This is a genomic window from Lacinutrix salivirga, from assembly GCF_053604675.1.
Genome location: NZ_JBSHNP010000088.1, coordinates 1 through 23,168, shown reverse-complemented (window position 1 = coordinate 23,168; position 23,168 = coordinate 1). Strand labels below are relative to the sequence as shown.

Sequence of the window (23,168 nt, the reverse complement as noted above, 5' to 3'; positions counted from 1 at the left end):
TAAAATAAGACTAATTACAATTAGCTGGTACATCTTGCACGTTGCTATCAGAATCTATAATTTTATCTAAGGTTAAAGTTCCTCTAAGCGTTACTACCATTGAGTTAGGCTCAACGGCAGAAACAACACCATTAAATCCATTAACGTAAAATAATGTTCTAATTTCTTCTCCAGTTAACGCTAATCCAGATTCAGAATCAATTCCTTCAACTCGTAAACGTTGAGCAAAATTAACTCGTGTTTCTGGGTAAAATTGAACGACATCATAAACCAAAGAGGCACTTCCTGAAGGGACTGTAACAGTTCGTGTAGAGGTGATTTCCTGTGTTTGTCCAGTATGCGTACTTTCCCATTCGCTACTTGTTTCTGTTGAGGACCAAGAATGGTCATAACTAGTATCAATACCTGCATTTACAGTGGTGCCTGTTCCTAAAATTTGAGCAGAGAACTCTACATTTAAACTTACATTTACACCAAAAGAGTTAGAGGTCGTAGCAGAAAGTGTTTCTTCAAAACCAACAGTACGCTGTTGATTTTCACTATGCGCCACACCAACGGTTTGACTTAAAGTTCCACTTCCACAATTAGTAAGCACACTATTAATTGATAAAGAGGTTTCAGCTGGTGGAAGTATAGGCTCTAAAAAAGAGGTGCTAATGTTGCTAATGGTCCAATCGATGCTTGTCGATACCATGCGCCATGTTCTGTCTTCTGGAGTTACAACGTTCCCACTAGTTGTATTTGTTATAGTATCATCAAAAGTTAATCCAAAGCCAGGCGCTTGTTTCACTGGTAATCCTGCCGAATTTTTAATAATAAACGTGCCATTATCTTGTTTTTCGAATGTAAATTGGTAATGATGATAATCTGATGCTGCTTCTATTTGCGCAAGGTTGGTATTTTGTCTTAGTTTCATTCCAAAAAAGGAGCCACTATAACTAGATGTGGTGGTTACGCCTGCATATCTAATAAATCGTCCCGTTTCTGCGTGCCTTATCAAAAATGTATTTGGATTATTAGGTACTGGATGAAAGGTAAAGATTCTTTGTGTATCTGTACCATCAAATGTAGCATTACTAGTGGCTGAGATAACATTGTCTAAAGATGCACTTGCAGTAATATTCATTGATCCCGAATCTGGACTTCCATCTGCATTCATACGCTGTATGTAATACGATGTGCCTGGTCTAAAGCTTAATGTTTGATTTTCTTCTGTTTCCTGAAGACCTGCTACATTGGCTGTTCGCGGTTCTGGGTTGGATAGAAAAGTTTTCGTAAATAAAGGTTCAGTATAAATAATAGCACCATTTTCGTCTTTATACTCTGGTATAATATTTACACCGTCGATTAAGTCACCTTTATCAGCGTCACTTAAATTTTCAAGCGGCAGTTTAAGTTGTCCCATATAAGAGTCTTCATCCAATGGGATAGTTTCTGTAAAATTAACAACCTCTCCTGTTATATTTAAAGTAACTTGAGTGGGTTTGTAGCCTTTACGAGCCAATGGTCTAGCATCTATTACAACACCAATATCACCTTCATAGGTTTCAAAATCATCTTCTGTAACTTGGCCAGTCGTTTGAATAAGTTCTCCTTCACCTTGGTTTCCAGGGTCTGGTGTTGGTTCATCTTTTGAACATGATGCAATAATGAATAGAATAAGTGCTAAAAAAGCAGTTGTTTTTAATAGCGTTTTCATAATAAATTAATTTTTGTGGTTAATTGTTTAAATTGTTTTGTGTGAAACTTGCTCAAATAGTCTGCAGCTTTTTTTGAACAAGCTTACCACAAAAACGGTTATTGTCAACCTAATGACAAAGCAAACATAATGGTGTATTTTAGATTGCCAAAAAAACGCTAGGGTACAAAAAGGGTACATAAAAAAACACCTGTAAATACAGGTGTTTTAAATGGTTTTAAGTATTTGGTTTTTTACTAAATAGCAATAACAATAGCCTCTAGAGATTCGGTAGAAGCAATACCCATTTTCTTGCGAAGTCGTTGTCTTGCTTTTTTAATGCCATCGCTAGAAATGTTTAGAATATTTGCAATTTCTTTTGAAGATAAATTCATTTTTAATAATGCCATTAAACGTAAATCGTTAGTGGTAATATTTGGGAATTGTTGTTGCGCTTTACTATTAAAATCTTTGTGGACTTCTTCAAAATAGCGAGAGAAGTTTTCCCAATTATTATCGTCTTGTAAATCAAAATTTATAGTCTGTATAAGCATTTGGTAACCAGGATCTGCATTAGCGTCTGCTTTTAAAACTTTAGCTTTTTGTTTTAAATCGTTTAAGACTTCGTTCTTTTTCGCTAAATGTAAAGCATGAGTTGTCAATTCTTTGGTTTTAAATTCTAATTCGGCTTGTGCAGCTTCTTTTGCCAATTTGTTTCGTTTGTTTCTTTGGTAAAAGGCATATACGGCAATTAATGATGCTAATAACCCAATTATTAATAATAGACGTTGTAGATTATTAGTCTTTCCTTTTAAGTTCAGTAAATCTATTTCGTTTTTTTGAATTTGGATTTGCTGTTCTTTTTTTTCGGTTTCATAAATAGTTCTAAGTTCTTCTATTTGTTGGGTTTTTTCTTTATTGAATATCGAATCGTTAATAACTTGATATTTTTTAAGATCGATTAATGCAGATTGGGTATTATTTAACCTTTCGTAAAGTATAGATCGTTGTAAATAGTCATCTTTTAAATTAGATTGTGCACCAATATCTTTGTTAATGATTATAGATTTGTTAATGTAATCTAATGCGGAATTCCAATTTTTTTTGGCTTGTGCGACTTTAGATAATAAGTTTAGTGTTTGCGCAACGTCATTACTAAAGTTAATGGATTGGTATTTTTTTAAAGCGGCTAGAAATTGATTTTGTGCATCGCTATAATTTTGGTTGTTTAAAGCAACTTTTCCTAAACCACGTAAACTATTGGCTTGATCATTTGTGCTTTCTGTTTTTTTTGCTAATTCCAACGCTTCTTTAAAAGAAGTTTCAGCTTTAGTGAATTCCTTTAATTTGATATAGGTTTGTCCTAATTGATTTGCTGTTGAAGACTGATAAAATAAATCGTTATTTTTTTTATAGATATCTAGCGCTTCTTTACTATACTTTAAACTAGTATTAAAGTTTCCTAAAGTATAATCTATATTACCCAGTTGTTTTAGCGCATCAGCTTTTCTAATAGCATCATTTGTTTTTTCAAAAAAATCTAAAGCTTTTAAACATTCTTGTAATGCGATGTGGTGATTGCCTTTTAAGAGATGGATTAGACTTAAAAGTTCGTATTCTGCACCTATGAGATTAAAAGGTATATTATTTTGAAGCGCTTTTAAATTGCTATGTTCTTTATATAAATTAATGTTACGCATAACAATATCAATAGCTAAATCATAATTACCAGCATCTTTTTCAATTGAAGCCAATGAGTGGTTTGCAAATATTTGAGTAAGAACTATCGCATTATCTTGAGCAATTTTAAGACCTTTATTATAATAATATTTTGCCGAGTCAACTTCACTTTTATTATAATAAAAGTTACCAATTTGGATATTACTAGCCGAAATACCTTTTACATAATTAAGTTTTTTAGACAATTTTAGCGCTTCATTTGCATATTCTAATGCAAGTTCGGGTTTGCTAAACATAAGTTCTTCGTGTAAGGTTCCGTATGCACCTACTTTAAGCGTGTCATCTGGTTTTATTTTTAAAAATAATGTGAGGCTATCTACAATTTTTTTGTTTTGCGCAAAAGACTGCAGATTTAAAACCAATAAAAAAACCATAAAAAGTTTAATGCATTTCATAAGTTGTTAATTTTTAGTAATATAAAAATACAAATTCTAAGATGGTGTAATAAAATAAAGAGTAAGACAAAAGGGGTACATTGGTTAATTAACTGCTTTTTTAGTGCTTTTAGAATTTAATTCAGAGCACTCATAATTGTTAAAAAGTATATTAAAAAAATCGTAAATAGTAATTCGTAAATCTAAAATCTATATACTATTTTTGCGCATGCAACACGACAAAGTACTTATTTTAGATTTCGGATCGCAATACACACAACTTATTGCGCGTAGAGTTAGAGAACTTAACATCTATTCCGAAATAGTTCCATTTAATAAAATTCCTAAAAATTTAAACGACTATAAAGCGGTTATTCTTTCTGGTAGTCCAATGTCTGTACGATCAAAAGATGCCTTTCATCCAGATTTAAAAGGCATTCGTGGCGAAAAACCAATGCTGGCAGTGTGTTATGGTGCACAATATTTAGCACATTTTTCTGGAGGTGAAGTTGCAGAGTCTAATACACGTGAGTATGGACGAGCGAATTTAAGTTTTGTAGAAAATGATGTGTTTTTAAAAGGAATTTCGTCAGGCAGTCAAGTCTGGATGAGCCATAGTGATACCATAAAAAGCTTACCAACTAACGGAAAATTATTAGCAAGCACACACGATGTAGAAAATGCAGCCTATAAAATAGAAGGCGAAAGTACTTACGCTATACAATTTCATCCAGAAGTTTACCACTCCACAGATGGCAAACAATTATTAGAAAATTTTTTAGTTAACATCGCAAATGTAAAAGCAGATTGGACGCCAAATGCCTTTGTTGGCGAAACTGTAGAAGCGCTTAAAAAGCAAATAGGAAATGATAAGGTTGTTCTAGGTTTATCTGGAGGAGTTGACTCTTCAGTAGCAGCCATGCTATTGCACAAAGCCATTGGCAAAAACTTATATTGCATCTTCGTAAATAACGGTTTATTGCGTAAAAACGAATTTACAGATGTGCTAGAGCAATACAAAGGCATGGGCTTAAACGTAAAAGGCGTAGATGCTTCGGCACGCTTTTTGGATGCACTAGCAGGAAAGAGCGATCCAGAAGAAAAACGAAAAGCCATAGGTCGTGTATTTATTGAGGTTTTTGATGATGAAGCAAATGAAATTGAAAATGTAAAATGGTTAGCACAAGGCACTATTTATCCAGATGTGATAGAAAGTGTAAGCGCAACAGGAGGACCAAGCGCAACCATAAAAAGCCACCATAACGTTGGTGGATTGCCAGATTTTATGAAACTTAAAATCGTAGAGCCACTAAAAGCCTTATTTAAAGATGAGGTGCGTAGAGTAGGAGCCTCAATGGGAATGGACGTAACCCTTTTAGGGCGTCATCCTTTTCCAGGACCAGGTTTAGCGATACGTATTTTAGGAGATATTACTCCAGAAAAAGTTCGTATTTTGCAAGAAGTTGATGCTGTATTTATTAACGGATTACGAGAAGCAGGATTATACGATAAAGTATGGCAAGCAGGCGCAATTTTACTACCAGTAAATAGCGTAGGCGTAATGGGAGACGAGCGTACATACGAAAAATGTGTAGCGCTTAGAGCAGTAGAAAGTACAGATGGTATGACAGCAGATTGGGTAAATTTACCTTACGAATTTTTGCAAAAAACCAGTAACGATATAATAAACAAAGTAAAAGGCGTTAATAGAGTAGTGTACGATATTAGTAGTAAACCACCAGCAACAATTGAGTGGGAATAAAGCACAAATTTGTTGCTTCAAGTGATTTTTGAAGTTTAAGAATATAATATCAATAAGTTGGGCGTTACCACAAGGGTCGCGTCTTCCGTTATATCTTTTTTTGCCATATATGGCAGCAAAAAAAGGATGCCACTACAACCGCTAACGCAATTTAGAACGTATAATAAACATATGAAAAAAATAATTTACATCCTCAGTTTTATACTATTAGTTAGTTGTGGCTCAACATCTCAAGCACAAAACTATAAAACACACAAAGTACAAGCAGGAGAAACTATAGAGAGCATCGCAAAACTATATAATGTCACCTCTTTTGATATTTATAAGCTAAATCCAGATGCCAGAAAATCGCTTAGCCTTAACGCTACACTAATTATTCCTAAAGCTAAAGTCGCAACAGCTACAAACCCAGGATTTGAAGAGGTTAAGGAGTTGGAAGGTTTTAAAACTCATAAAGTAAAACGTAAAGAAACCTTATATAGCCTTTCTAAAAAATATAAAGTCTCCCAAGACGAAATTAAAAAACAGAATCCAAGACTCTATGCAGAAAATCTTAGAAAAGGAGATAAAATTAAAATTCCAATTTATAAAACAAAGCGTGTTGCTGTTAAAGCAGTAGAGCAACAAACAACCACATATAAAGTACAACCTAAAGAAGGGAAGTGGAGAATTGCCTATAAATATGGCATCACAACCGATGAGTTAACAGAATTAAACCCAAATATGGGAGACATTCTACAACCAGGTCAACTTATTAATGTGCCAAATATAGCAGGTAGCCAACTAAAAGAAATAGACGAAAGTTATAGTTATTACACTGTTCTAAAAGCAGAAGGATTTTACAGGCTAAAAGTAAAATTAGGATTAGAGCAAAAGGAACTCGAAAAACTTAATCCAACACTAAAAGAAACAGGATTAAAAGAAGGGATGGTATTAAAAATACCTTACAACCCTTCGGTTAGAGCAACAAATAATAATACAGAACAAGGTGGAGCAACAGGAGAAATCCTTGTAAATTCTGATCTTACAAAGCAAATAAACAATCCAAACACAAAACATTTGGTAGTGATGTTGCCTTTTAAAGCCAATCGAATAAATAAAGATTCTGTAAGCGATGCTAAGCGTATAATTACAAACGACCGTTACGTTAACACCTCTTTAGACTTTCATTCTGGTGTTTTAGTGGCTTTAGACTCTTTAAAAGAACTTGGTATTTCTATAAAAGTCGATGTGTACGACACTAGAAAAGAAATAAGCGAAGGATCACGAATAGTGCGTAACAACGACTTTTCTTCTGTAGATGCAGTCATCGGACCTTTAGACGCTAAAGTATTTAATCAAGTGGCTTCAGATTTAAAATCTAAAAACATTCCTGTGGTGTCTCCATTAACTAAAACTGTAGAGGTTAGGTCTAATGTGTTTCAATCCAGACCTTCAGAAGATTTATTAGAAGAAAAAATAGTTAACTATATTAAAAAACATGGAGCAGATTCTAATATCATTATTATTTCAGACTCCAAAAATATAGCAACAAGTGCAAAGCTTAAAAAAGAATTTCCAACGGCTCAAACCGTTAGCTCCAGAAAAGATAGAAAAACAGGAAAAGAACAATACTACATTCACGATATGGATGTGATGCCAAAGCTAAAATCAGGAAGAAATATTGTGTTTTTAGAAACTAAAAACGATGGTTTTGTATCTAATGTAACCAGTATTTTAAATGCTTTAATTGCTACAGATAAAGAAATTATTTTAACTACAACAGATATGAATACTGCTTTTGAAGGCGAAGAGGTGTCTAACTTCCATCTGTCGAATTTAAAATTTATGTTTCCAACTATTGCAAAAATGTATAATGACGAAGACAGTAATAGCTTTGCAGAGCGTTATAAAAAAATATACAAAATAAACCCAAGCAAAGTAGCCGTTAGAGGTTTTGATCTAACAATGGATGTGGTGTTACGATTAGCAACTTCAGAAGATTTATATACAGCAGCAAACAATATTCCTTTAACTAGTTACGTTGAGAATAAGTTCGCCTACAAGAAAAAAACCTTTGGAGGGTATTATAACGATACTGTGTATTTAGTACGTTACGACGATTTAAAAATCGTTGAGATTATAGAGGAGGATTAAACCTAATGATGTTAAAGTATCTATTTACAATATGTATTACAGTACTACTCACTAGCGATAGTAAAGAGCGGACTTGGAATGCCACTTATAAACTGTCTTGGAGCGATTTTAAAGCCAAACCAGACTACAACTCAGATGCTGTGGCAGTTACTGCTTCTGGTATTACTTTTGGATATTCCCTAAAACGTATTAATAAAAAAGTCGTTGATTTTGAGACTAAAGTAGAAGCCTACTTTTATCCACAACATTCGTGGTGTAAGTTAGATTTGGCAGATGATCATATTTTAAGTCACGAGCAATTGCATTTTGACATTACAGAGTTACATGCCAGAAACTTTAGGAAACTACTCACTAAAGTTAAGGCTAATCAAAATACAGCTAAAACGTTACAAACACTACATCAAAGAGTTGAAACCGATTTAGCTGCCATGCAAAACAAATACGATACAGAAAGTAATTACTCTATACATAAAGAAGAGCAAGCCGCTTGGCAAGCTTTTGTAACTGCAGAGCTTTTAAAGCTTAAAGCCTATAAATCTAAATAACATAGTGACACCAGTTACACCAGATAGAGATTTTTTAATACAACTAGCACATACTAAAATGCCTTTTGGTAAATACAAAGGGCGTTACCTTATAGATTTACCAGAATTTTACGTGGTTTGGTACCACAATAAAGGCTTCCCTAAAGGTAAATTAGGCGAAATGCTAGAAACCGTTTATACACTAAAATTAAATGGTTTAGAAGATTTGGTAAGGAATATACAACGTAATTTCCCTAAGAGATGAGGTTTAGAAATGGTTTCTGGTTAATGCGAGCTTAGCAGAGCATTAACCAGAAACGGTATTGTATATGAAAAGTAGCAGATTAGTTTGTGCCGTTTTACAGTTAAAAACAAAAATAGCAGAGAAGAACTAAACTAGAAGATTAGCTCTTAACTACTATTTTTATATACGTGGTTGTTGTTTGTTTTTATTCTATTTTTGTTAATATAATATCTGTTGGCATACTAAAATCCGGTTCATTAGGTGATTTAAATCCTTGATTTTTTTCTACTTTCCATACAGCAGTTACTAAGCAAGTAGAGCAGTTACTGTCTTGAATTCTCATCTTTAATTTGCCTTTATAAAAGCTTCTTGGCGCATTAATGATAGTATTGTCAGTTATTACACCTCCAATTGAATTTTCTCCATTAAATTGACCTAAGAAAATAGTGTAAGGCCAATTTTGATTTGTTGAACCTAATTCTTTATTAGAATTATAAATTTCTGAAATTATATTACCATTATTATCAATAATTACTTTTTTATAATGTCCAATAATTTCATTCTCTAGATTTGTGAATAAGTTTATGATAAAAACCTCATTTCCATTTTGGTATTTCCATGTGCCAATAAATGGATTATTTTGATTTAACTCAAAATTTAAATTATTTGAGAAAGTTTCTTCTTTTTTTAAGATTGTAAATGATAACATTGTAGTTGCTATTGTTAAGATTAAAATTACTTTTATATTTTTCATTGTTTTCTTTTTTTAATTACAAGGAGACTTTTTTGTGTTATTTGTTGCGCTGCTACTGTATTTTACAAGTTCAAAATTTTCAAAATTTGCATCTGTCTTAAAAAGTGTAATACCCATATTTGCTTCATTTAAAAATGTTAAAAACTTACCTAAAACAGCATCGTTATCTGAATCTGTGATACTTATTAATGAGTTTTTACTTGTTTTTTACCACAGTACTTTGTTGTGGTTAGTTTTTACATCTTAGTCATGACAATATCATCTGGCACGCTAAAAAATGACTCACCTGGATTTATTTCACCAGAACTTAACCAATATTCTAATCTTTTTGGGTTTGGATTATTTCTTAATATAATACTAGATAAAGTAAACCTTAATTTATCGCTTTTATCTGGTTCTTGAATTAAAATTAAATCTAATAGGTAGTTATTTCTTTTTTCATAATCATTAAAAGACATGTATAATTTTCCAAATTCTTCTATAACACCATTTGGATGTGTACCAACAGTAGAATTATAAACTAATTCTCCATTTTTATACTTTTGGTACTGAATTACCATTCCATCTTTATAATAATTTACATTAAAAGGTCCTATATAATGATACTTTTCAATTTTAGATAATGTTACTCTAAATTCTGTATTATCATTTATATATTGACATGTACCTATAAAAGAATTCATAAAGTTTTTTTTGTCTTTTATATAGTACTTTCCATTTTTGCAATACTCTTCTTTTCTTTCATTAGCCATATCAACAACGGTTTGTGAACTACCACAAGAATATAGTGCTAAAACTAATATTGTCGTTACTATGTTTTTCATTTAACTCTGAGATTATTAAACTTGGTTTGGTCAAATTAACCACAATGCACTCTTGATATCAAACGTTCTAATGTTTTATATCAGTCGTTAAATAAAATTATTATTTTTTAAGTTTAGAAGCAAACCAAATTGCTAAGCTAAAAAGGTAGTGATTAAAATGATTGTTGTTGGTGGAAAACACCAACAAAGGATTTGGTGTAAGTTATTTAGATACCTTCTCAAAGGTTAGTTTTTTATCCCAACAATTCTGCATTTCGGATTCACAAATAAACTTAAATCCATTTTTAAACAGTTTGCCTTTAAATTTTATTCTATATTCCGAAACTCCAATAATAGAGTCGTTTTCTAAATCACTTTCAAATTTAGCAATTCTGAACAAAGTAGATTTATAAAGATTTCTTTTCCCAATTTCAAATTTGATTTTATTTTTTTCAATAGTTAAGTGTTCTAAACTATTACTAAAATGAGCAGTGCCATATTGGTTTTTATTTTCAGTTCCAAAATATGAGCCTGCAAATTTTCCATTAAGAGTGTCAATTATAATGAAGTGCTTTTCAGTTTTCTTGGACGATTTTAATTCATAAATCCCTCTGATTTCTAGGTTTATTTTTTTGGATTCTGCTATTGATTTTTCTTTTGTTTTTTCAGATTCACAACTGATGAAGCTTAAAAGCAACATAAGGGTTAATAAATTTTTCATGAATTTCGTTGTTTTGGTTTAAAAACAAAATTATTCTTAATTTGTGTATTACAAAATCATAAATGAGTGAAAGTACTTTTTCGATGAGTAAACTGGTTTTACATATAATTTGTTAATGTAATTTTCATTTAAGTATTAATATGTTTATTATTTTTTAGTTTAAAAACAACCCAAACACTTCGACTAAAACTTACTAATGCCAAGGTCCAGTTGTTTTTACATTTATGGCTTTTCCTGTGTTGTCAATTTTATATAATCCACCAGCGCAACCTAACCAAATAGTCCCATTTTTGTCTATTAAAAACGCCATTGTTGAGGTTGGTACTTTGTAATTTACAAATTCATTATCTGTGTAATTATACACTCCATTGTTTGTAGTGCTAATCCATAACTTATTTAAATGGTCTTTATAAATGTTGTAAACATCGTTTTCGTATAGTCCTTTAATCTCTGGGAAGCCAACAAATTTTTGTCCATCAAATTTATTCAATCCACCTTTACCAAACCGTTTGTTGGCGTCAGCATTGTCTTTCTCAGCGACTCTTGTACCTATCCAAATGTTTCCTTGTTTGTCTTCCACAATAGATTGGATATTGTTAGAGTTTAAGCCTTCTTTTGTTGTGATGTGCACAAATGAGTTTCCGTTATATTTACTAGCTCCATAACCATCTCTACCAATCCATATAGTTCCGTTGGTGTCTTCTGTAATAGTGGTTATCCAATTTTTTGTATCAGGATTAATTTTAGTGTTTACTTTAGGGTAGGGAATTGGAAATTTTTCAAATTGTGTACCATCAAACTTGCAAACGCCGTTCCAAGTTCCAATCCAAAAAGTGCCTTTACTATCTATAAATACATTGCTTACCATATTACTATTAAGACCCTCTTTTTCAGAATAATTTGTAAACGTTTCCCCATCAAATTTCGATAGTCCTCCTCCTGTTCCAAACCATAAATTTCCCAAAGCGTCTTCAATAATGCATGTTATTCTATTACTTGGTAAACCATCTTTTATTGTTAAATAACTTAGTGTGGTTCCATTAAATTTTGCAACTCCTTTTTCTAACGTTCCAAACCAAAGATTTCCCTTAGAGTCTTCAAATACATCTACTACATAGTCTGCAATTTGTGAGCCTACTTTTTTTGTTGGATTATTAATACTAGTCGCATTATCTGTGTTGGATTGCGATTGTCCTTTACAAGAGGTTACTAAAGCAATAACAAAGACTAATGCATAGATTTTCGAAAATAAATTAGATGGTTTCATTGGTGTTTATTTTTCAAACTTAAACCGAAAGATCTTTTTCTAGCAATATTAAATGTAAAATTATGTGAAAGAAGTGTGAAATTTTATATAGAAGCATTGTTTTTTGATAACGCTGTTAACACTCTAATAGCTTTGTCTGAGTCTTTTTTATCAACAAAAATACGGTCGTGATAATAACCAGCAATTACATTGGAGCTAATGTTGTGTCTTGCTAATTCAGTCGAAAATATTGCAGTTAAGCCTACAGCATTAAGAGAAGAGTGAATCATGAGTGTAATCCAAGAAGCAACATAGTTGTACTCTAAGTTTAGTTGGTCTGCCTTTTTTCTTTCAATAACAATAGTTGTTCCTTCACGTTCTTTAAATTCACATATAGTATCTTTTCTATTAATTATACTAGTATCTTTTACTGTAGAAAACACATATTCTCCATCAATTCGCTTTGGTGTCATTCCTTTAATTAATTCAGATAAATTAGTTTCTCCAGACATTAGTTTTTTGATTTAAATTTTATAAGGCAATTTAAGAAACTGTAGCTCAAACGGCTTCAAGTATTATAAATTGAATGTACTCCATAAGTATTGAAGCATAAGAAGGCATACTTGCTCCAATGAGATTAAGTAAGATAAAAAATAAATTATTGATTTTATTTTCCCTATTACTTTTAGTATATATGCTAAAAGTATTTAAAAAACTCCAATAAAGCCAATCCAATCTATAGTATTCATATTGTACTTTTTAGGTTGTTAACAAGGTCTTCTAACCTCAAACCTTAATGTTCATTAGCATAATTAAAACGAATCTAATGGTTTTCAGATTTAAATTTTACCCAATTTGTTTAGCCATACTGTTTTTATTTGCTAATTTTATTAAGTAATTTAAATGCTTTAATTAAGGTTTCGTCTTTATTAATAGTTGTTTGACTTACATAATGAAATGGCACAAATTTCTCTCTTGGAGTTCCGTTTATATGATACAGTTTTTGATAAACTAATTTGTATCCAAAATTTTGATTTTTAAATTTATAATTATAATCAGAACCTGCTAATCTTTTCATTTCAGTGCCAACTATTTTAGCTCTTTTCATTCCGTCAAACCCAACAGCTAATCCTTCTCCCATACTTCCTGTCCATCTTCCAACAAGTATTATTACAGGTTTAGTATATTGTTTGCCTCTTGGACTTACCAATTCCAACCAGCTTCGAGTTATTTTTGGTTGGTTGTCGTAAGTTTCTACATATAAATGTTTTTGATATGGTAATTCCTTGTCTATAAACCTACTCATAATGCCTTTTGCTACATAGGTGTTTCCTCCATTATTTGTATTTCTTAAATCAATAATTAAACCTCTAGTAGTAGATAAACTATTAAGTGCTTTATCAAATTCATCAATTAATTGATTATTTCCCAAAGAATTATTTATTCTAATAATCCCAATATCGTTTATAGTCTGCTGTGTTAATAATTTTTGTTCATTGATTATTTTAAGTCCATCAACGTCAAAAGTTATAGTATCTCCATTTTTTAATTTTAATTTTAAAATTCTGTGTTCGCTATATTTTCCAGCAATAACTTTATTTGCTATCCAATTTCTTATTTCAAGTATAGATTTATCGTTACAATACGATGGGAATTTTTCAATTTTAGCGTTAAAGTCAACACCATTAAACTTCAATATTTCAGCTCCTAAAAGGGGAGTTTTTAAATTCTTAATTTGTGTTTGCCATACATTTTTAATAATGACTTTATTATTTTCAAGTTCTACATAAATTGGAGCAGATAAGCGATAAGACTCTCTAATATTTGTTGAAAGCGAGATATGACTATCGTAAAGCTCGTTTAATAAATACTCAAATAATAGAATGACATCTCCTTGTTTTTTAAGTTATTTATTTTACTTGTGTATCTTTCTTTTATGCATTCAACATCAATTTTCTTGTCCTCTAAATACACATAACTACTTTCTATATTGTGAATAATATCATTTAAATCTACTAGTATTTTTTCTTTATCAATTTGGTAGCTTTGCGAAGTAATACAAGCAGTATAAAAGAATAAAACATATAGTAGAATTAGATTTTTCATGTGGATTTTGTGTTTATTTTCAAATTACTAACAAGGTCTTCTAACCTCAAACCTTAATGTTCATTAGCATAATTAAAACGAATCTAATGGTTTTCAGATTTAAAAGCAAACAAAAAGAATTGGATTAATAAAGGAGAATTACACCATAAACCATTCCAAAAAAATAAAACTTCAAACCTCAAAAACTTCCATAAAATATCGTAAATTTGCTCGCGTTTAACAACGCACAATGGCAACTACAACAAAATACATATTTGTAACAGGAGGAGTAACTTCTTCGCTTGGAAAAGGCATTATTGCTGCTTCTTTAGCAAAACTACTCCAAGCACAAGGTTACAGAACTACCATACAAAAATTAGATCCTTATATTAATGTAGATCCTGGTACACTAAATCCTTATGAGCATGGCGAATGTTATGTTACAGACGATGGCGCAGAAACCGATTTAGATTTAGGACATTACGAGCGTTTTTTAAACGTACCCACTAGTCAAGCAAATAATGTGACTACTGGTAGAATTTACCAAAGTGTTATAGAAAAAGAGCGCAGAGGTGAATTTTTAGGAAAAACAGTACAGGTCATACCACATATTACAGACGAAATTAAGCGCAGAATCCAAATCCTTGGACGTTCTGGCGATTACGATATTGTTATTACAGAAATTGGAGGAACAGTTGGTGATATTGAGTCTTTACCTTATGTAGAAAGCGTACGACAGTTAAAATGGGAACTTGGCGAAAACAATGCTCTAGCCATTCACTTAACCTTAATTCCTTATTTAGCAGCTGCTGGAGAATTAAAAACAAAACCGACACAACACAGTGTAAAAACACTAATGGAAAGTGGTGTGCAAGCAGATATTTTAGTGTGTAGAACAGAGCATGAATTATCACAAGATATTAGACATAAACTAGCACGTTTTTGTAATGTCACTCCAGACTCTGTTATACAATCTATCGATGCCTCTACTATATACGATGTGCCTAATTTAATGTTGGAAGAAGGTTTAGATACTGTAGTTTTAAGAAAATTAGGATTAGAAAGCAACGTGCCAGATTTAACACGTTGGAACCAGTTTTTGGAGCGTATTAAAAACCCAAAATCCACAGTAACTATTGGATTAATTGGTAAATACGTAGAGTTACAAGATTCTTATAAGTCTATATTAGAAGCGTTTATTCACGCAGGTGCAGAAAATGAAGTAAAAGTTGTTGTAGAGCCTATCCATTCAGAATATTTGAATGCAGATAACGTTAAATTAAAGCTCAACCATTTAGATGGTGTTTTAGTAGCTCCAGGTTTTGGAGAACGAGGTGTAGAGGGTAAAATTGATGCTGTACAGTTTGTAAGAGAACATAATATCCCGTTTTTGGGTATTTGTTTAGGTATGCAAATGGCTGTTATTGAGTTTGCTAGAAATGTTTTAGGTTTAGAAAACGCTAATTCTACAGAAATGGACGAACATACTCAGCATCCTGTAATTAATCTTATGGAAGCTCAAAAAACCATTACAGATAAAGGCGGAACAATGCGTTTAGGTGCTTGGGATTGTGAATTAAAAGAAAACAGTATTGTACATAACGTGTACAAAACAAAAACTATAGACGAGCGTCACAGACATCGTTTTGAGTTTAATAGCGATTATAAAGCGCAAATAGAAAAAGCAGGTATGCTAGCTACTGGTTTAAATCCAGAAACAGGCTTGGTAGAAATTGTTGAAATCCCAAGCCATCCTTGGTTTGTTGGTGTGCAATACCATCCAGAATATAAAAGTACAGTAGCCAATCCGCATCCTTTATTTGTTGCCTTTATAAAAGCAGCTTTAAAAAATAAAAAGTAAAATATAGCAATTTTAAGGTGTCACTATGACACAAAAATAAATAACGGATTACTTTTTGACTAGTAATCGAATAGTACAACAACCTGTAAGGTTTTTAAACCAGACAGGTTTTTTAAGCAAAAACACTAATTAGACTACAGTTTTAATAAACAGATGGAAGAAAAGAAAATAGATATTAAAAGCATTATAGGTTATGTGTTAATCTTCGGGTTATTATTATGGATGCTTTATAATAATAAACCAAGCGAAGAAGAATTAGAAGAGCAAGCCAGACAAGAACAAGTAGAAGCAGACAAAGCTAAACTAGCTAATGAGGCAAATGCAAACAAAGAAACATTAGTAACTACTGCGGAAGATTACCAACAAATAGAAACTGGCGACTCGTTACAAATGGTGGCAATGCAAAACAAAATTGGTTCTTTTGCATATTCCGAAACCTTAAATTCTGAAGAAAATACGACTGTAGAAAATGGTGTATTAGAATTAACGTTTAGTAATAGAGGAGGTTACCTTTCTGAAGTTAGACTGAAGAAATTTGTGGATTACGATTCGCTTCCTATTTACCTTGTAAAAGACAATAACGCTGCATTTAATATCAATTTTGGCACTGCAGATAGCCGAATTTTAAATACACAAGACAGAAAATTTCAGCCTAAAATATCTAAAAACGGAGAGAATACAGTAGTTTCAATGAAGCTAAAAGTATCCGAAAGTAAGTTTTTAGAATACGTTTACACCATCAAGCCAAACGATTATATGATCGATTTTACAATTCGATCACAAGGATTAAGTGATGTTGTTAATGGCTCGCAAGACATTAATTTAGATTGGAAACAAAAAACCTATCGTCACGATAAAAGTATCCAATACGAAAACAGATACACACGCTTAACCTACCAACACGATGGTGGGAAAATAGATAAACTTTCTCAAGCAGGAGAAGATAATGAGGTTATTGAAGATGCTACGTGGATATCGTACAGGCAACACTTTTTTAGTTCTATTTTAACTTCAAAAGAACCTCTTAAAACGGTTAAAATTACGTCTAAAGATTTAGTAGAAAATGAAGATATAGACACTGTTTTTACAAAACTTTACACGTTAAAAACACCTTTAGCGTTATCAGGAAATGAGTTTAATACCAACCTGAAAATGTACTATGGTCCAACAGATAGTAAAATATTAAAAAAATATGATAATGATTTAGAAGAAAGTATCCCATTTGGTTGGGGAATTTTTGGATGGATTAACAAAGCTTTATTTATTCCACTATTTGGCTTTTTAAGCTCGTTTTTACCTTACGGAATTGCAATTATTGTAATGACGGTTTTAATAAAATTAGTGATGTCTTTTGTACAATACAAGCAGTTTTTATCTCAGGCTAAAATGAAAATATTAAAGCCAGAATTAGAAGCTATACGTTTAAAGCATAAAGACAATAAAATGAAAGCGCAGCAGGAAACTATGGCACTGCAAAACAAAGCAGGCGCAAGTCCGTTAAGTGGTTGTTTACCAGCTTTAATACAATTGCCAGTGTTTTATGCACTATTTATGTTTTTTCCAACAGCTTTCGATTTAAGACAAAAAAGTTTCCTTTGGGCAGAAGATTTATCGTCTTACGATGTGATTGCAGAGTTACCTTTTCGTATCCCATTATATGGAGACCACGTAAGTTTATTTCCAATATTAGCTGCAATTGCTATTTTCTTTTACATGAAAATGACCACAGGACAACAACAAATGTCTGCACCAACACAAGAAGGGATGCCAGATATGGCAAAAATGATGAAGTATATGATTTACTTCTCGCCAATAATGATGTTGTTTTTCTTTAATCAATATGCGTCAGGATTAAGTTTATATTACTTTATCTCTAACCTTATTAGTATTGCTATTATGTTAGTAATTAAAAACTTTATAATTGATGAAGATAAAGTACTAGCAAAAATTGAAACCAATAAAAAGAAGCCTAAGAAAGAGAATCGTTTTCAGAAAAAAATGAAAGAAATGATGGAGCAGGCAGAGCAACAAAAAAATGCACAAAACAATAATAGAAAAAAATAAACTTATTTAATTTTATCAAAAAGCTGTCTTATTTAATATTTGGCAGCTTTTTTGTTTATACAATTTAAATACTACAACATACGTTAAACACATTATGAAAAATATACTCTTAATAGCTTTAGTTCTGGTTTCTATGGTAGCTTCTGCGCAAACCATAAATCAGTTAGACTCTCAAGGTAAACGCCATGGCAAATGGTCTAAAAACTTTGAGAATACAAAGGTCTTACGTTACGAAGGGCAATTTAACCATGGTAAAGAAATAGATACATTTAAGTTTTATAAAAATATTAATGGTAAAGCTGTACTCTCTGCAACTCGTGTATTTAATACCAATAACGATTTAGCGCTCGTTACCTTTTATAATCCAAGAGGTTTGATGATTAGCCAAGGTAAAATGAAACATAAAACCTATGTTGGTAAATGGCGTTTTAACCATGAGAATAAAGAAGATATTATGATCTCTGAAAATTATAACGCTAATGGAAAGTTGGATGGTGAGCGTTTAGTGTATTATGAAAATGGACAAGTAGCAGAAAAGGAATTCTATGCTAATGGTGTTTTAGAAGGTAAAGCGCATTGGTATCAACGCGATGGTAAATTAATTAGACTTTTAACTTATAAAAATGGGATACTCGATGGTCCATTTAAAAGTTACGATTTAAAAGGAGAATTGTTAATCCAAGGCCAATACAGAAACGATGGCAAGCATGGTATCTGGAAATATTATAAAGATGGCAAATTATTGCGACAAAAAGATTTTACCAAACGCAGTAAAAACCCAAAAAAACAATAACAAAAAAATAATAACAAAAAAACAATAAAAAAAAGTGTCATTTTATAATGACACTTTTTCTGTTTTGTACCTAAACTAATGGTTATGCTATTAATCAATATATTAGAGGGATTCGTACAAAACGTTAACTAACTAACTATTTTTTTTATTGTGCTGGTAATAACACTTTATTTACTGCATGTATAACTCCGTTAGAAGCTTGTACATCTACAGCAATTATTCCTATATCTGTATTTCCTGCTCCATCAGTTACATCTGCAATGTTTCCATTAGTTCCTGGTAATGTAATCGAAAAATCCTGACCTTGTACACTAGCTGCAGTTGTTGTACCCGGATTTGTTAAATCTGCAGAGGCAACATTTCCAGCAGTCACGTGGTGTGTTAATACAGCAGTTAATAAAGCAGCATCGATGTCTGCAGGTCCATTCCAATCATTATTAGAATCTAATAACGCTGTAAATGCATCATTTGTTGGCGCTAAAACGGTTAAAGGACTAGCTTGTGTTGCATTAGTTAAAGCTGCTGCTACTCCACTTTGAGAATCTAATAACACTGAAGCTTCTAAACTCGCAAAAGTATCGTCTGCAGTTGCAAATGTTAATAAAGTAGGGATGTCAATTACAGCATCTACTATATGTACAATTCCATTTGTAGCATCAACATCTGCTGTTAAAACAGAAGAGGCTCCATTAAATTCAACTCCTCCAACTCCATTATAATATAAGCTTAAATTGTTTCCATTAGGTCCTGTTGCCATAGTATTGGTATAACCCATACTTCCTGAAAGAGCAGAAGATGGTACTTCGCCATCAATTACATGATTTAATAATATTTGTTTCAATACATCGTTCGGTACGTCTTCTAAAGAGTCAAAACCCTTATCTGCTAAGAAGTTTGTAAACGCCAAATTTGTTGGTGCTAAAACCGTCATTGGTCCATCTGCGGATAATGCATCTACTAAACCAGCTTGTATTGCTGCTTCAACTAAAATGCTAAGATTTGCACTCGCTTGGGCAGTTTCTACAATATTTAATGGTTGTGCAGGAGGAGTTCCTCCATTGTCATCATCACTACTACATGAGAAGGTGAATACTGCAAGAGTTAATACAAGGAAAATACTTTTTAATGTTTTCATAATGTTTTGTTTTTTAATAGTTTGTTTAACAAATTTAAGTATAAGTTAAACAAAATGTTTTAAAATTTTGTTAAACTTACACAAGTTAGTCTCTATTATAATCTACGAGTGGTTTTCAAAATTGGATTTTATTAATTAAATTATTTTAAAACGTATCTTTGCAGCACAATAATTAATGATGAAAAAAAGAGTAATTGTAGGCTTATCTGGAGGAGTAGATTCTAGCGTTGCTGCGTATTTGTTAAAAGAGCAAGGTTATGAAGTGATTGGCTTATTTATGAAAAATTGGCACGACGATTCTGTAACCATTTCAGACGAATGTCCTTGGCTGGACGATAGTAATGATGCCATGTTAGTTGCCGAAAAACTAGGTATTCCGTTTCAAACTGTAGATTTAAGCGAACAATACAAAGAGCGTATTGTAGATTATATGTTTAATGAATACGAAAAAGGACGCACGCCAAATCCAGATGTGTTGTGTAATCGCGAAATTAAATTCGATGTCTTTATGAAAATTGCATTGGATTTAGGAGCAGACTATATAGCTACAGGTCATTATTGTAGAAAAGGGGTTATTGAAAACGATGGAAAAGAGGTATTTCAATTATTAGCAGGAAAAGATAGTAATAAGGATCAGTCTTACTTTCTATGCCAACTATCGCAAACGCAGTTAGCCAAAGCATTATTTCCTATTGGCGAATTACAAAAATCAGAAGTACGCGAAATTGCTGCAAAAGCCGATTTAATTACTGCAGAAAAGAAAGACTCACAAGGACTTTGTTTTATAGGAAAGGTGAGATTACCAGAGTTTCTTCAGCAACAGCTAAAACCAAAAGAAGGTGTTATTGTAGAAATCCCGAAAAGCAATTCTAATTATAACAATACAGTAAAGACTTTCAATACAAAAACGGAAGAACTTCAGTATTTATCACGTAAGGCTGAGTATGCAGTGGCAGATGGCGAAGTGGTTGGGAAACATCAAGGTGCGCATTATTTTACCAAAGGACAGCGTAAAGGCTTATCTGTTGGTGGTAAAGTGGAGCCTTTATTTGTTATTGATACTGATGTCAAAGAGAATGTAATTTATACAGGACAAGGCAAAGCACATCCTGGTTTATATAAAAAAGCTTTATTTGTGTCTAATGAAGAACTCCATTGGGTAAGACCAGATTTAGCACTAAACACAGACGAAACTTTACAGGTTTTAGCACGAATTAGATACAGGCAAGCTTTGGAAAAAGCAACATTGCATAAAGTAGATTCTGGTTTGTATGTAGAATTCGATAACCTGCAATCTGCAATAACTGAAGGACAATTTGTAGCTTGGTATTTAGAGGATGAGCTTATTGGTTCTGGAGTGATTTCATAAATTCCTCCGAAAGCAGGAATATTATAACAATACGTTTCAAAATTGCCAAACTATATTAAATTCTTAAATTTCAGTTCCAATAAAACGTCACACTGAGCGCAGTCGAAGTGCTTTATATGTAAAACCAAAATAATTTTAGACGTCAATCAAACAGTCAATTAACAACATAAACTAAAATGCAAAACAAAATAACACAACTTTTTAATATAAAACACCCAATTATTCAAGCAGGAATGATTTGGAATTCTGGATGGCGTTTAGCCTCTGCCGCAAGTAATTCTGGTATTTTAGGACTAATAGGTGCAGGTAGTATGTATCCAGATGTGTTAAGAGAACACATCCAGAAATGTAAACAAGCAACTAATAAACCTTTTGGTGTTAATGTCCCAATGCTCTATCCTAATATTGAAGAAATTATGGATATTATTGTGGAAGAAGGTGTGAAAATTGTATTCACTTCCGCAGGAAATCCAAAAACATGGACCAAATGGTTGCAAGACAGAGGGATTACAGTTGTACATGTAGTAAGTAGTGTAAAATTTGCACTAAAAGCACAAGATGCAGGAGTAGATGCCGTAGTTGCCGAAGGTTTTGAAGCAGGAGGACACAATGGTCGCGACGAAACCACAACTCTAACCTTAATACCAATGGTAAAAGAGCATCTGCAAATCCCATTAATAGCAGCAGGAGGTATTGCAACAGGTAGAGCCATGTTAGCTTGTATGGTTTTAGGAGCAGATGCTGTACAAGTAGGAAGCCGTTTTGTAGCTAGCGAAGAGTCTAGTGCTCACCAAGCTTTTAAGCAAGTTGTAGTGGATGCAAAAGAAGGCGATACACAGTTAACTTTAAAAGAATTAGCTCCTGTACGATTAATAAAAAACGAGTTTTATAACCAATTAGAAGCCTTATATAAAACAGCACCAACACCAGAACAACTTAAAGAATTATTAGGACGAGCAAGAGCAAAAAAAGGCATGTTCGAAGGCGATTTAATTGAAGGCGAACTAGAAATAGGACAAATAGCAGGTTTAATACACGATATTAAACCAGTCGCTAAAATTGTAAAGGAAATGGTTACAGAGTTTGAGGAGGCTAAAAATAGAGTGAAAAATCTATAACTAATAACAATGTGTTTATACGTTTTTTGATTCTATAATTGAATTGACTTTAAAAATTAAAAAAGCTAACTTAGCTTATCGTATGATATTAAACATTAAAACGTTTGATATCAAAAACTGTTAGTTTAAATGCAAGAGCAAGTTTGTGTAATCGAAACTCGGAAAAGAATATAATGGAGAATAAAATGAAAATTATCAGAACTTGGAAAGGTTGGACGACAATAGAAAATGCACCTATTTACGAAGATATGCTTATTAATGAAGTATTCCTAACTGTGAAAAAAAATGGAGTTGATGGATTAGAAAAGGTTAGTATATCAACACAGAATAGAAAAAATGAGGTTGAATTCTTTTTAACTCTTCAATTCGATTCTATCGATTCAGTGAAAAAGTTCGCTGGTGAAAATTATGAAAATGCATATATTCCTGAGAATGCAAAACGTGTATTATCGAGATATGAAGAAACTGCACAACATTATGAATTTAAAAAAGAATTAATCTTGTAGTAATCAGTAATCAGTAATCAGTAATCGGAATCGGAATAAGACTCAATCGGAGTTTTGAGCAAGTTTAAGGAATTTTAAAAAGAACAAATTATAAACTGAGAAAAGCACTAAAAGCTAACAAAGTACTGTGGTAAAAAACAAGTAAAAACTCATTAATTTTTCACTAAAGTACTTCTATAAGAATCATCATATATTAATCCCGATTTTGCAATTGCAAAAGCCTGTTTTAAAAGCTTATTACATACTGCTATTAAT

The 23,168-nt window shown here is 32.1% G+C and carries 20 protein-coding genes and 1 pseudogene; 10 read left to right on the top strand and 11 right to left on the bottom strand.

The window, feature by feature from the left end; genetic code table 11:
* Window positions 1–10 precede the first annotated feature (10 nt).
* Together ACVC5O_RS04425 and ACVC5O_RS04420 are read right to left on the bottom strand one after the other, a co-directional pair.
* Window positions 11–1,699, bottom strand: a complete 1,689-nt coding sequence (locus ACVC5O_RS04425) for a hypothetical protein (protein WP_452220259.1) — start codon at window positions 1,697–1,699, stop codon at window positions 11–13.
* 236 nt (window positions 1,700–1,935) lie between these two features.
* Window positions 1,936–3,813 carry a tetratricopeptide repeat protein gene (locus ACVC5O_RS04420; RefSeq protein WP_452220258.1) on the bottom strand — a complete coding sequence of 626 codons (1,878 nt, stop codon included), beginning with the start codon at window positions 3,811–3,813 and terminating at the stop codon, window positions 1,936–1,938.
* 208 nt (window positions 3,814–4,021) lie between these two features.
* On the opposite strand from ACVC5O_RS04420, the gene guaA reads away from it, so the two are divergent.
* The 4 genes from guaA (at window position 4,022) to ACVC5O_RS04400 (ending at window position 8,479) form a co-directional block, all read left to right on the top strand.
* Window positions 4,022–5,554: a glutamine-hydrolyzing GMP synthase gene (gene guaA / locus ACVC5O_RS04415; RefSeq protein WP_452220257.1), complete on the top strand. Its 1,533-nt coding sequence runs from the start codon at window positions 4,022–4,024 to the stop codon at window positions 5,552–5,554.
* 171 nt (window positions 5,555–5,725) lie between these two features.
* Complete coding sequence (locus ACVC5O_RS04410) at window positions 5,726–7,690, top strand: amino acid ABC transporter substrate-binding protein (RefSeq protein WP_452220256.1); 1,965 nt, start codon at window positions 5,726–5,728, stop codon at window positions 7,688–7,690.
* Between the two features lie 5 nt (window positions 7,691–7,695).
* Entirely contained in the window at window positions 7,696–8,235 is a 540-nt protein-coding gene (locus tag ACVC5O_RS04405; RefSeq protein WP_452220255.1) for a DUF922 domain-containing protein, read from the top strand.
* Window positions 8,236–8,239: 4 nt separating this feature from the next.
* Complete coding sequence (locus ACVC5O_RS04400; protein ID WP_452220254.1) at window positions 8,240–8,479, top strand: DUF3820 family protein; 240 nt, start codon at window positions 8,240–8,242, stop codon at window positions 8,477–8,479.
* 184 nt (window positions 8,480–8,663) lie between these two features.
* Here ACVC5O_RS04400 and ACVC5O_RS04395 read toward each other — a convergent pair whose 3' ends face one another.
* The 7 genes from ACVC5O_RS04395 to ACVC5O_RS04365 all read right to left on the bottom strand — a co-directional run bounded on the left by ACVC5O_RS04395 (window position 8,664) and on the right by ACVC5O_RS04365 (window position 14,088).
* Window positions 8,664–9,212 (bottom strand): DUF6705 family protein, encoded by a 549-nt coding sequence (locus ACVC5O_RS04395; protein ID WP_452220253.1) that lies wholly within the window; start codon window positions 9,210–9,212, stop codon window positions 8,664–8,666.
* 236 nt (window positions 9,213–9,448) lie between these two features.
* Window positions 9,449–10,036 carry a DUF6705 family protein gene (locus ACVC5O_RS04390; RefSeq protein ID WP_452220252.1) on the bottom strand — a complete coding sequence of 196 codons (588 nt, stop codon included), beginning with the start codon at window positions 10,034–10,036 and terminating at the stop codon, window positions 9,449–9,451.
* A gap of 202 nt (window positions 10,037–10,238) precedes the next feature.
* Complete coding sequence (locus tag ACVC5O_RS04385; protein WP_452220251.1) at window positions 10,239–10,736, bottom strand: hypothetical protein; 498 nt, start codon at window positions 10,734–10,736, stop codon at window positions 10,239–10,241.
* A 193-nt stretch (window positions 10,737–10,929) separates the two neighbouring features.
* Window positions 10,930–12,003 carry a ligand-binding sensor domain-containing protein gene (locus ACVC5O_RS04380; protein WP_452220250.1) on the bottom strand — a complete coding sequence of 358 codons (1,074 nt, stop codon included), beginning with the start codon at window positions 12,001–12,003 and terminating at the stop codon, window positions 10,930–10,932.
* 83 nt (window positions 12,004–12,086) lie between these two features.
* The gene (locus ACVC5O_RS04375; protein ID WP_452220249.1) at window positions 12,087–12,494 is read right to left on the bottom strand and encodes an ACT domain-containing protein; all 408 of its coding nucleotides are present in this window, start codon (window positions 12,492–12,494) and stop codon (window positions 12,087–12,089) included.
* A gap of 362 nt (window positions 12,495–12,856) precedes the next feature.
* On the bottom strand, window positions 12,857–13,678 hold the full coding sequence (locus tag ACVC5O_RS04370; RefSeq protein WP_452220248.1) for a S41 family peptidase: 822 nt from the start codon (window positions 13,676–13,678) through the stop codon (window positions 12,857–12,859).
* A 164-nt stretch (window positions 13,679–13,842) separates the two neighbouring features.
* Window positions 13,843–14,088 carry a hypothetical protein gene (locus ACVC5O_RS04365; RefSeq protein ID WP_452220247.1) on the bottom strand — a complete coding sequence of 82 codons (246 nt, stop codon included), beginning with the start codon at window positions 14,086–14,088 and terminating at the stop codon, window positions 13,843–13,845.
* A gap of 229 nt (window positions 14,089–14,317) precedes the next feature.
* On the opposite strand from ACVC5O_RS04365, the gene ACVC5O_RS04360 reads away from it, so the two are divergent.
* The 3 genes from ACVC5O_RS04360 to ACVC5O_RS04350 all read left to right on the top strand — a co-directional run bounded on the left by ACVC5O_RS04360 (window position 14,318) and on the right by ACVC5O_RS04350 (window position 18,785).
* Window positions 14,318–15,928 carry a CTP synthase gene (locus tag ACVC5O_RS04360; protein WP_452220246.1) on the top strand — a complete coding sequence of 537 codons (1,611 nt, stop codon included), beginning with the start codon at window positions 14,318–14,320 and terminating at the stop codon, window positions 15,926–15,928.
* Between the two features lie 153 nt (window positions 15,929–16,081).
* Window positions 16,082–17,992 carry a membrane protein insertase YidC gene (gene yidC / locus ACVC5O_RS04355; protein ID WP_452220245.1) on the top strand — a complete coding sequence of 637 codons (1,911 nt, stop codon included), beginning with the start codon at window positions 16,082–16,084 and terminating at the stop codon, window positions 17,990–17,992.
* Between the two features lie 94 nt (window positions 17,993–18,086).
* A complete protein-coding gene (locus ACVC5O_RS04350) occupies window positions 18,087–18,785 on the top strand; it encodes a toxin-antitoxin system YwqK family antitoxin (protein WP_452220244.1) in 699 nt (232 codons plus the stop codon).
* A gap of 145 nt (window positions 18,786–18,930) precedes the next feature.
* On the opposite strand, the gene ACVC5O_RS04345 is transcribed toward ACVC5O_RS04350, so the two are convergent.
* Window positions 18,931–19,920 (bottom strand): fasciclin domain-containing protein, encoded by a 990-nt coding sequence (locus ACVC5O_RS04345; protein WP_452220243.1) that lies wholly within the window; start codon window positions 19,918–19,920, stop codon window positions 18,931–18,933.
* 178 nt (window positions 19,921–20,098) lie between these two features.
* Between ACVC5O_RS04345 and mnmA the strand changes: the two genes are divergently transcribed.
* The 3 genes from mnmA (at window position 20,099) to ACVC5O_RS04330 (ending at window position 22,913) form a co-directional block, all read left to right on the top strand.
* Window positions 20,099–21,289, top strand: coding sequence for a tRNA 2-thiouridine(34) synthase MnmA (gene mnmA / locus ACVC5O_RS04340; protein WP_452220242.1), 1,191 nt, complete (start codon window positions 20,099–20,101; stop codon window positions 21,287–21,289).
* Window positions 21,290–21,465: 176 nt separating this feature from the next.
* Window positions 21,466–22,407, top strand: a complete 942-nt coding sequence (locus ACVC5O_RS04335; RefSeq protein WP_452220241.1) for an NAD(P)H-dependent flavin oxidoreductase — start codon at window positions 21,466–21,468, stop codon at window positions 22,405–22,407.
* A gap of 185 nt (window positions 22,408–22,592) precedes the next feature.
* Window positions 22,593–22,913: an antibiotic biosynthesis monooxygenase gene (locus ACVC5O_RS04330; protein ID WP_452220240.1), complete on the top strand. Its 321-nt coding sequence runs from the start codon at window positions 22,593–22,595 to the stop codon at window positions 22,911–22,913.
* A gap of 152 nt (window positions 22,914–23,065) precedes the next feature.
* Here the strand turns inward: ACVC5O_RS04330 and ACVC5O_RS04325 are convergent.
* Window positions 23,066–23,168, bottom strand: a pseudogene (locus ACVC5O_RS04325) (IS110 family transposase); the annotation flags it as partial.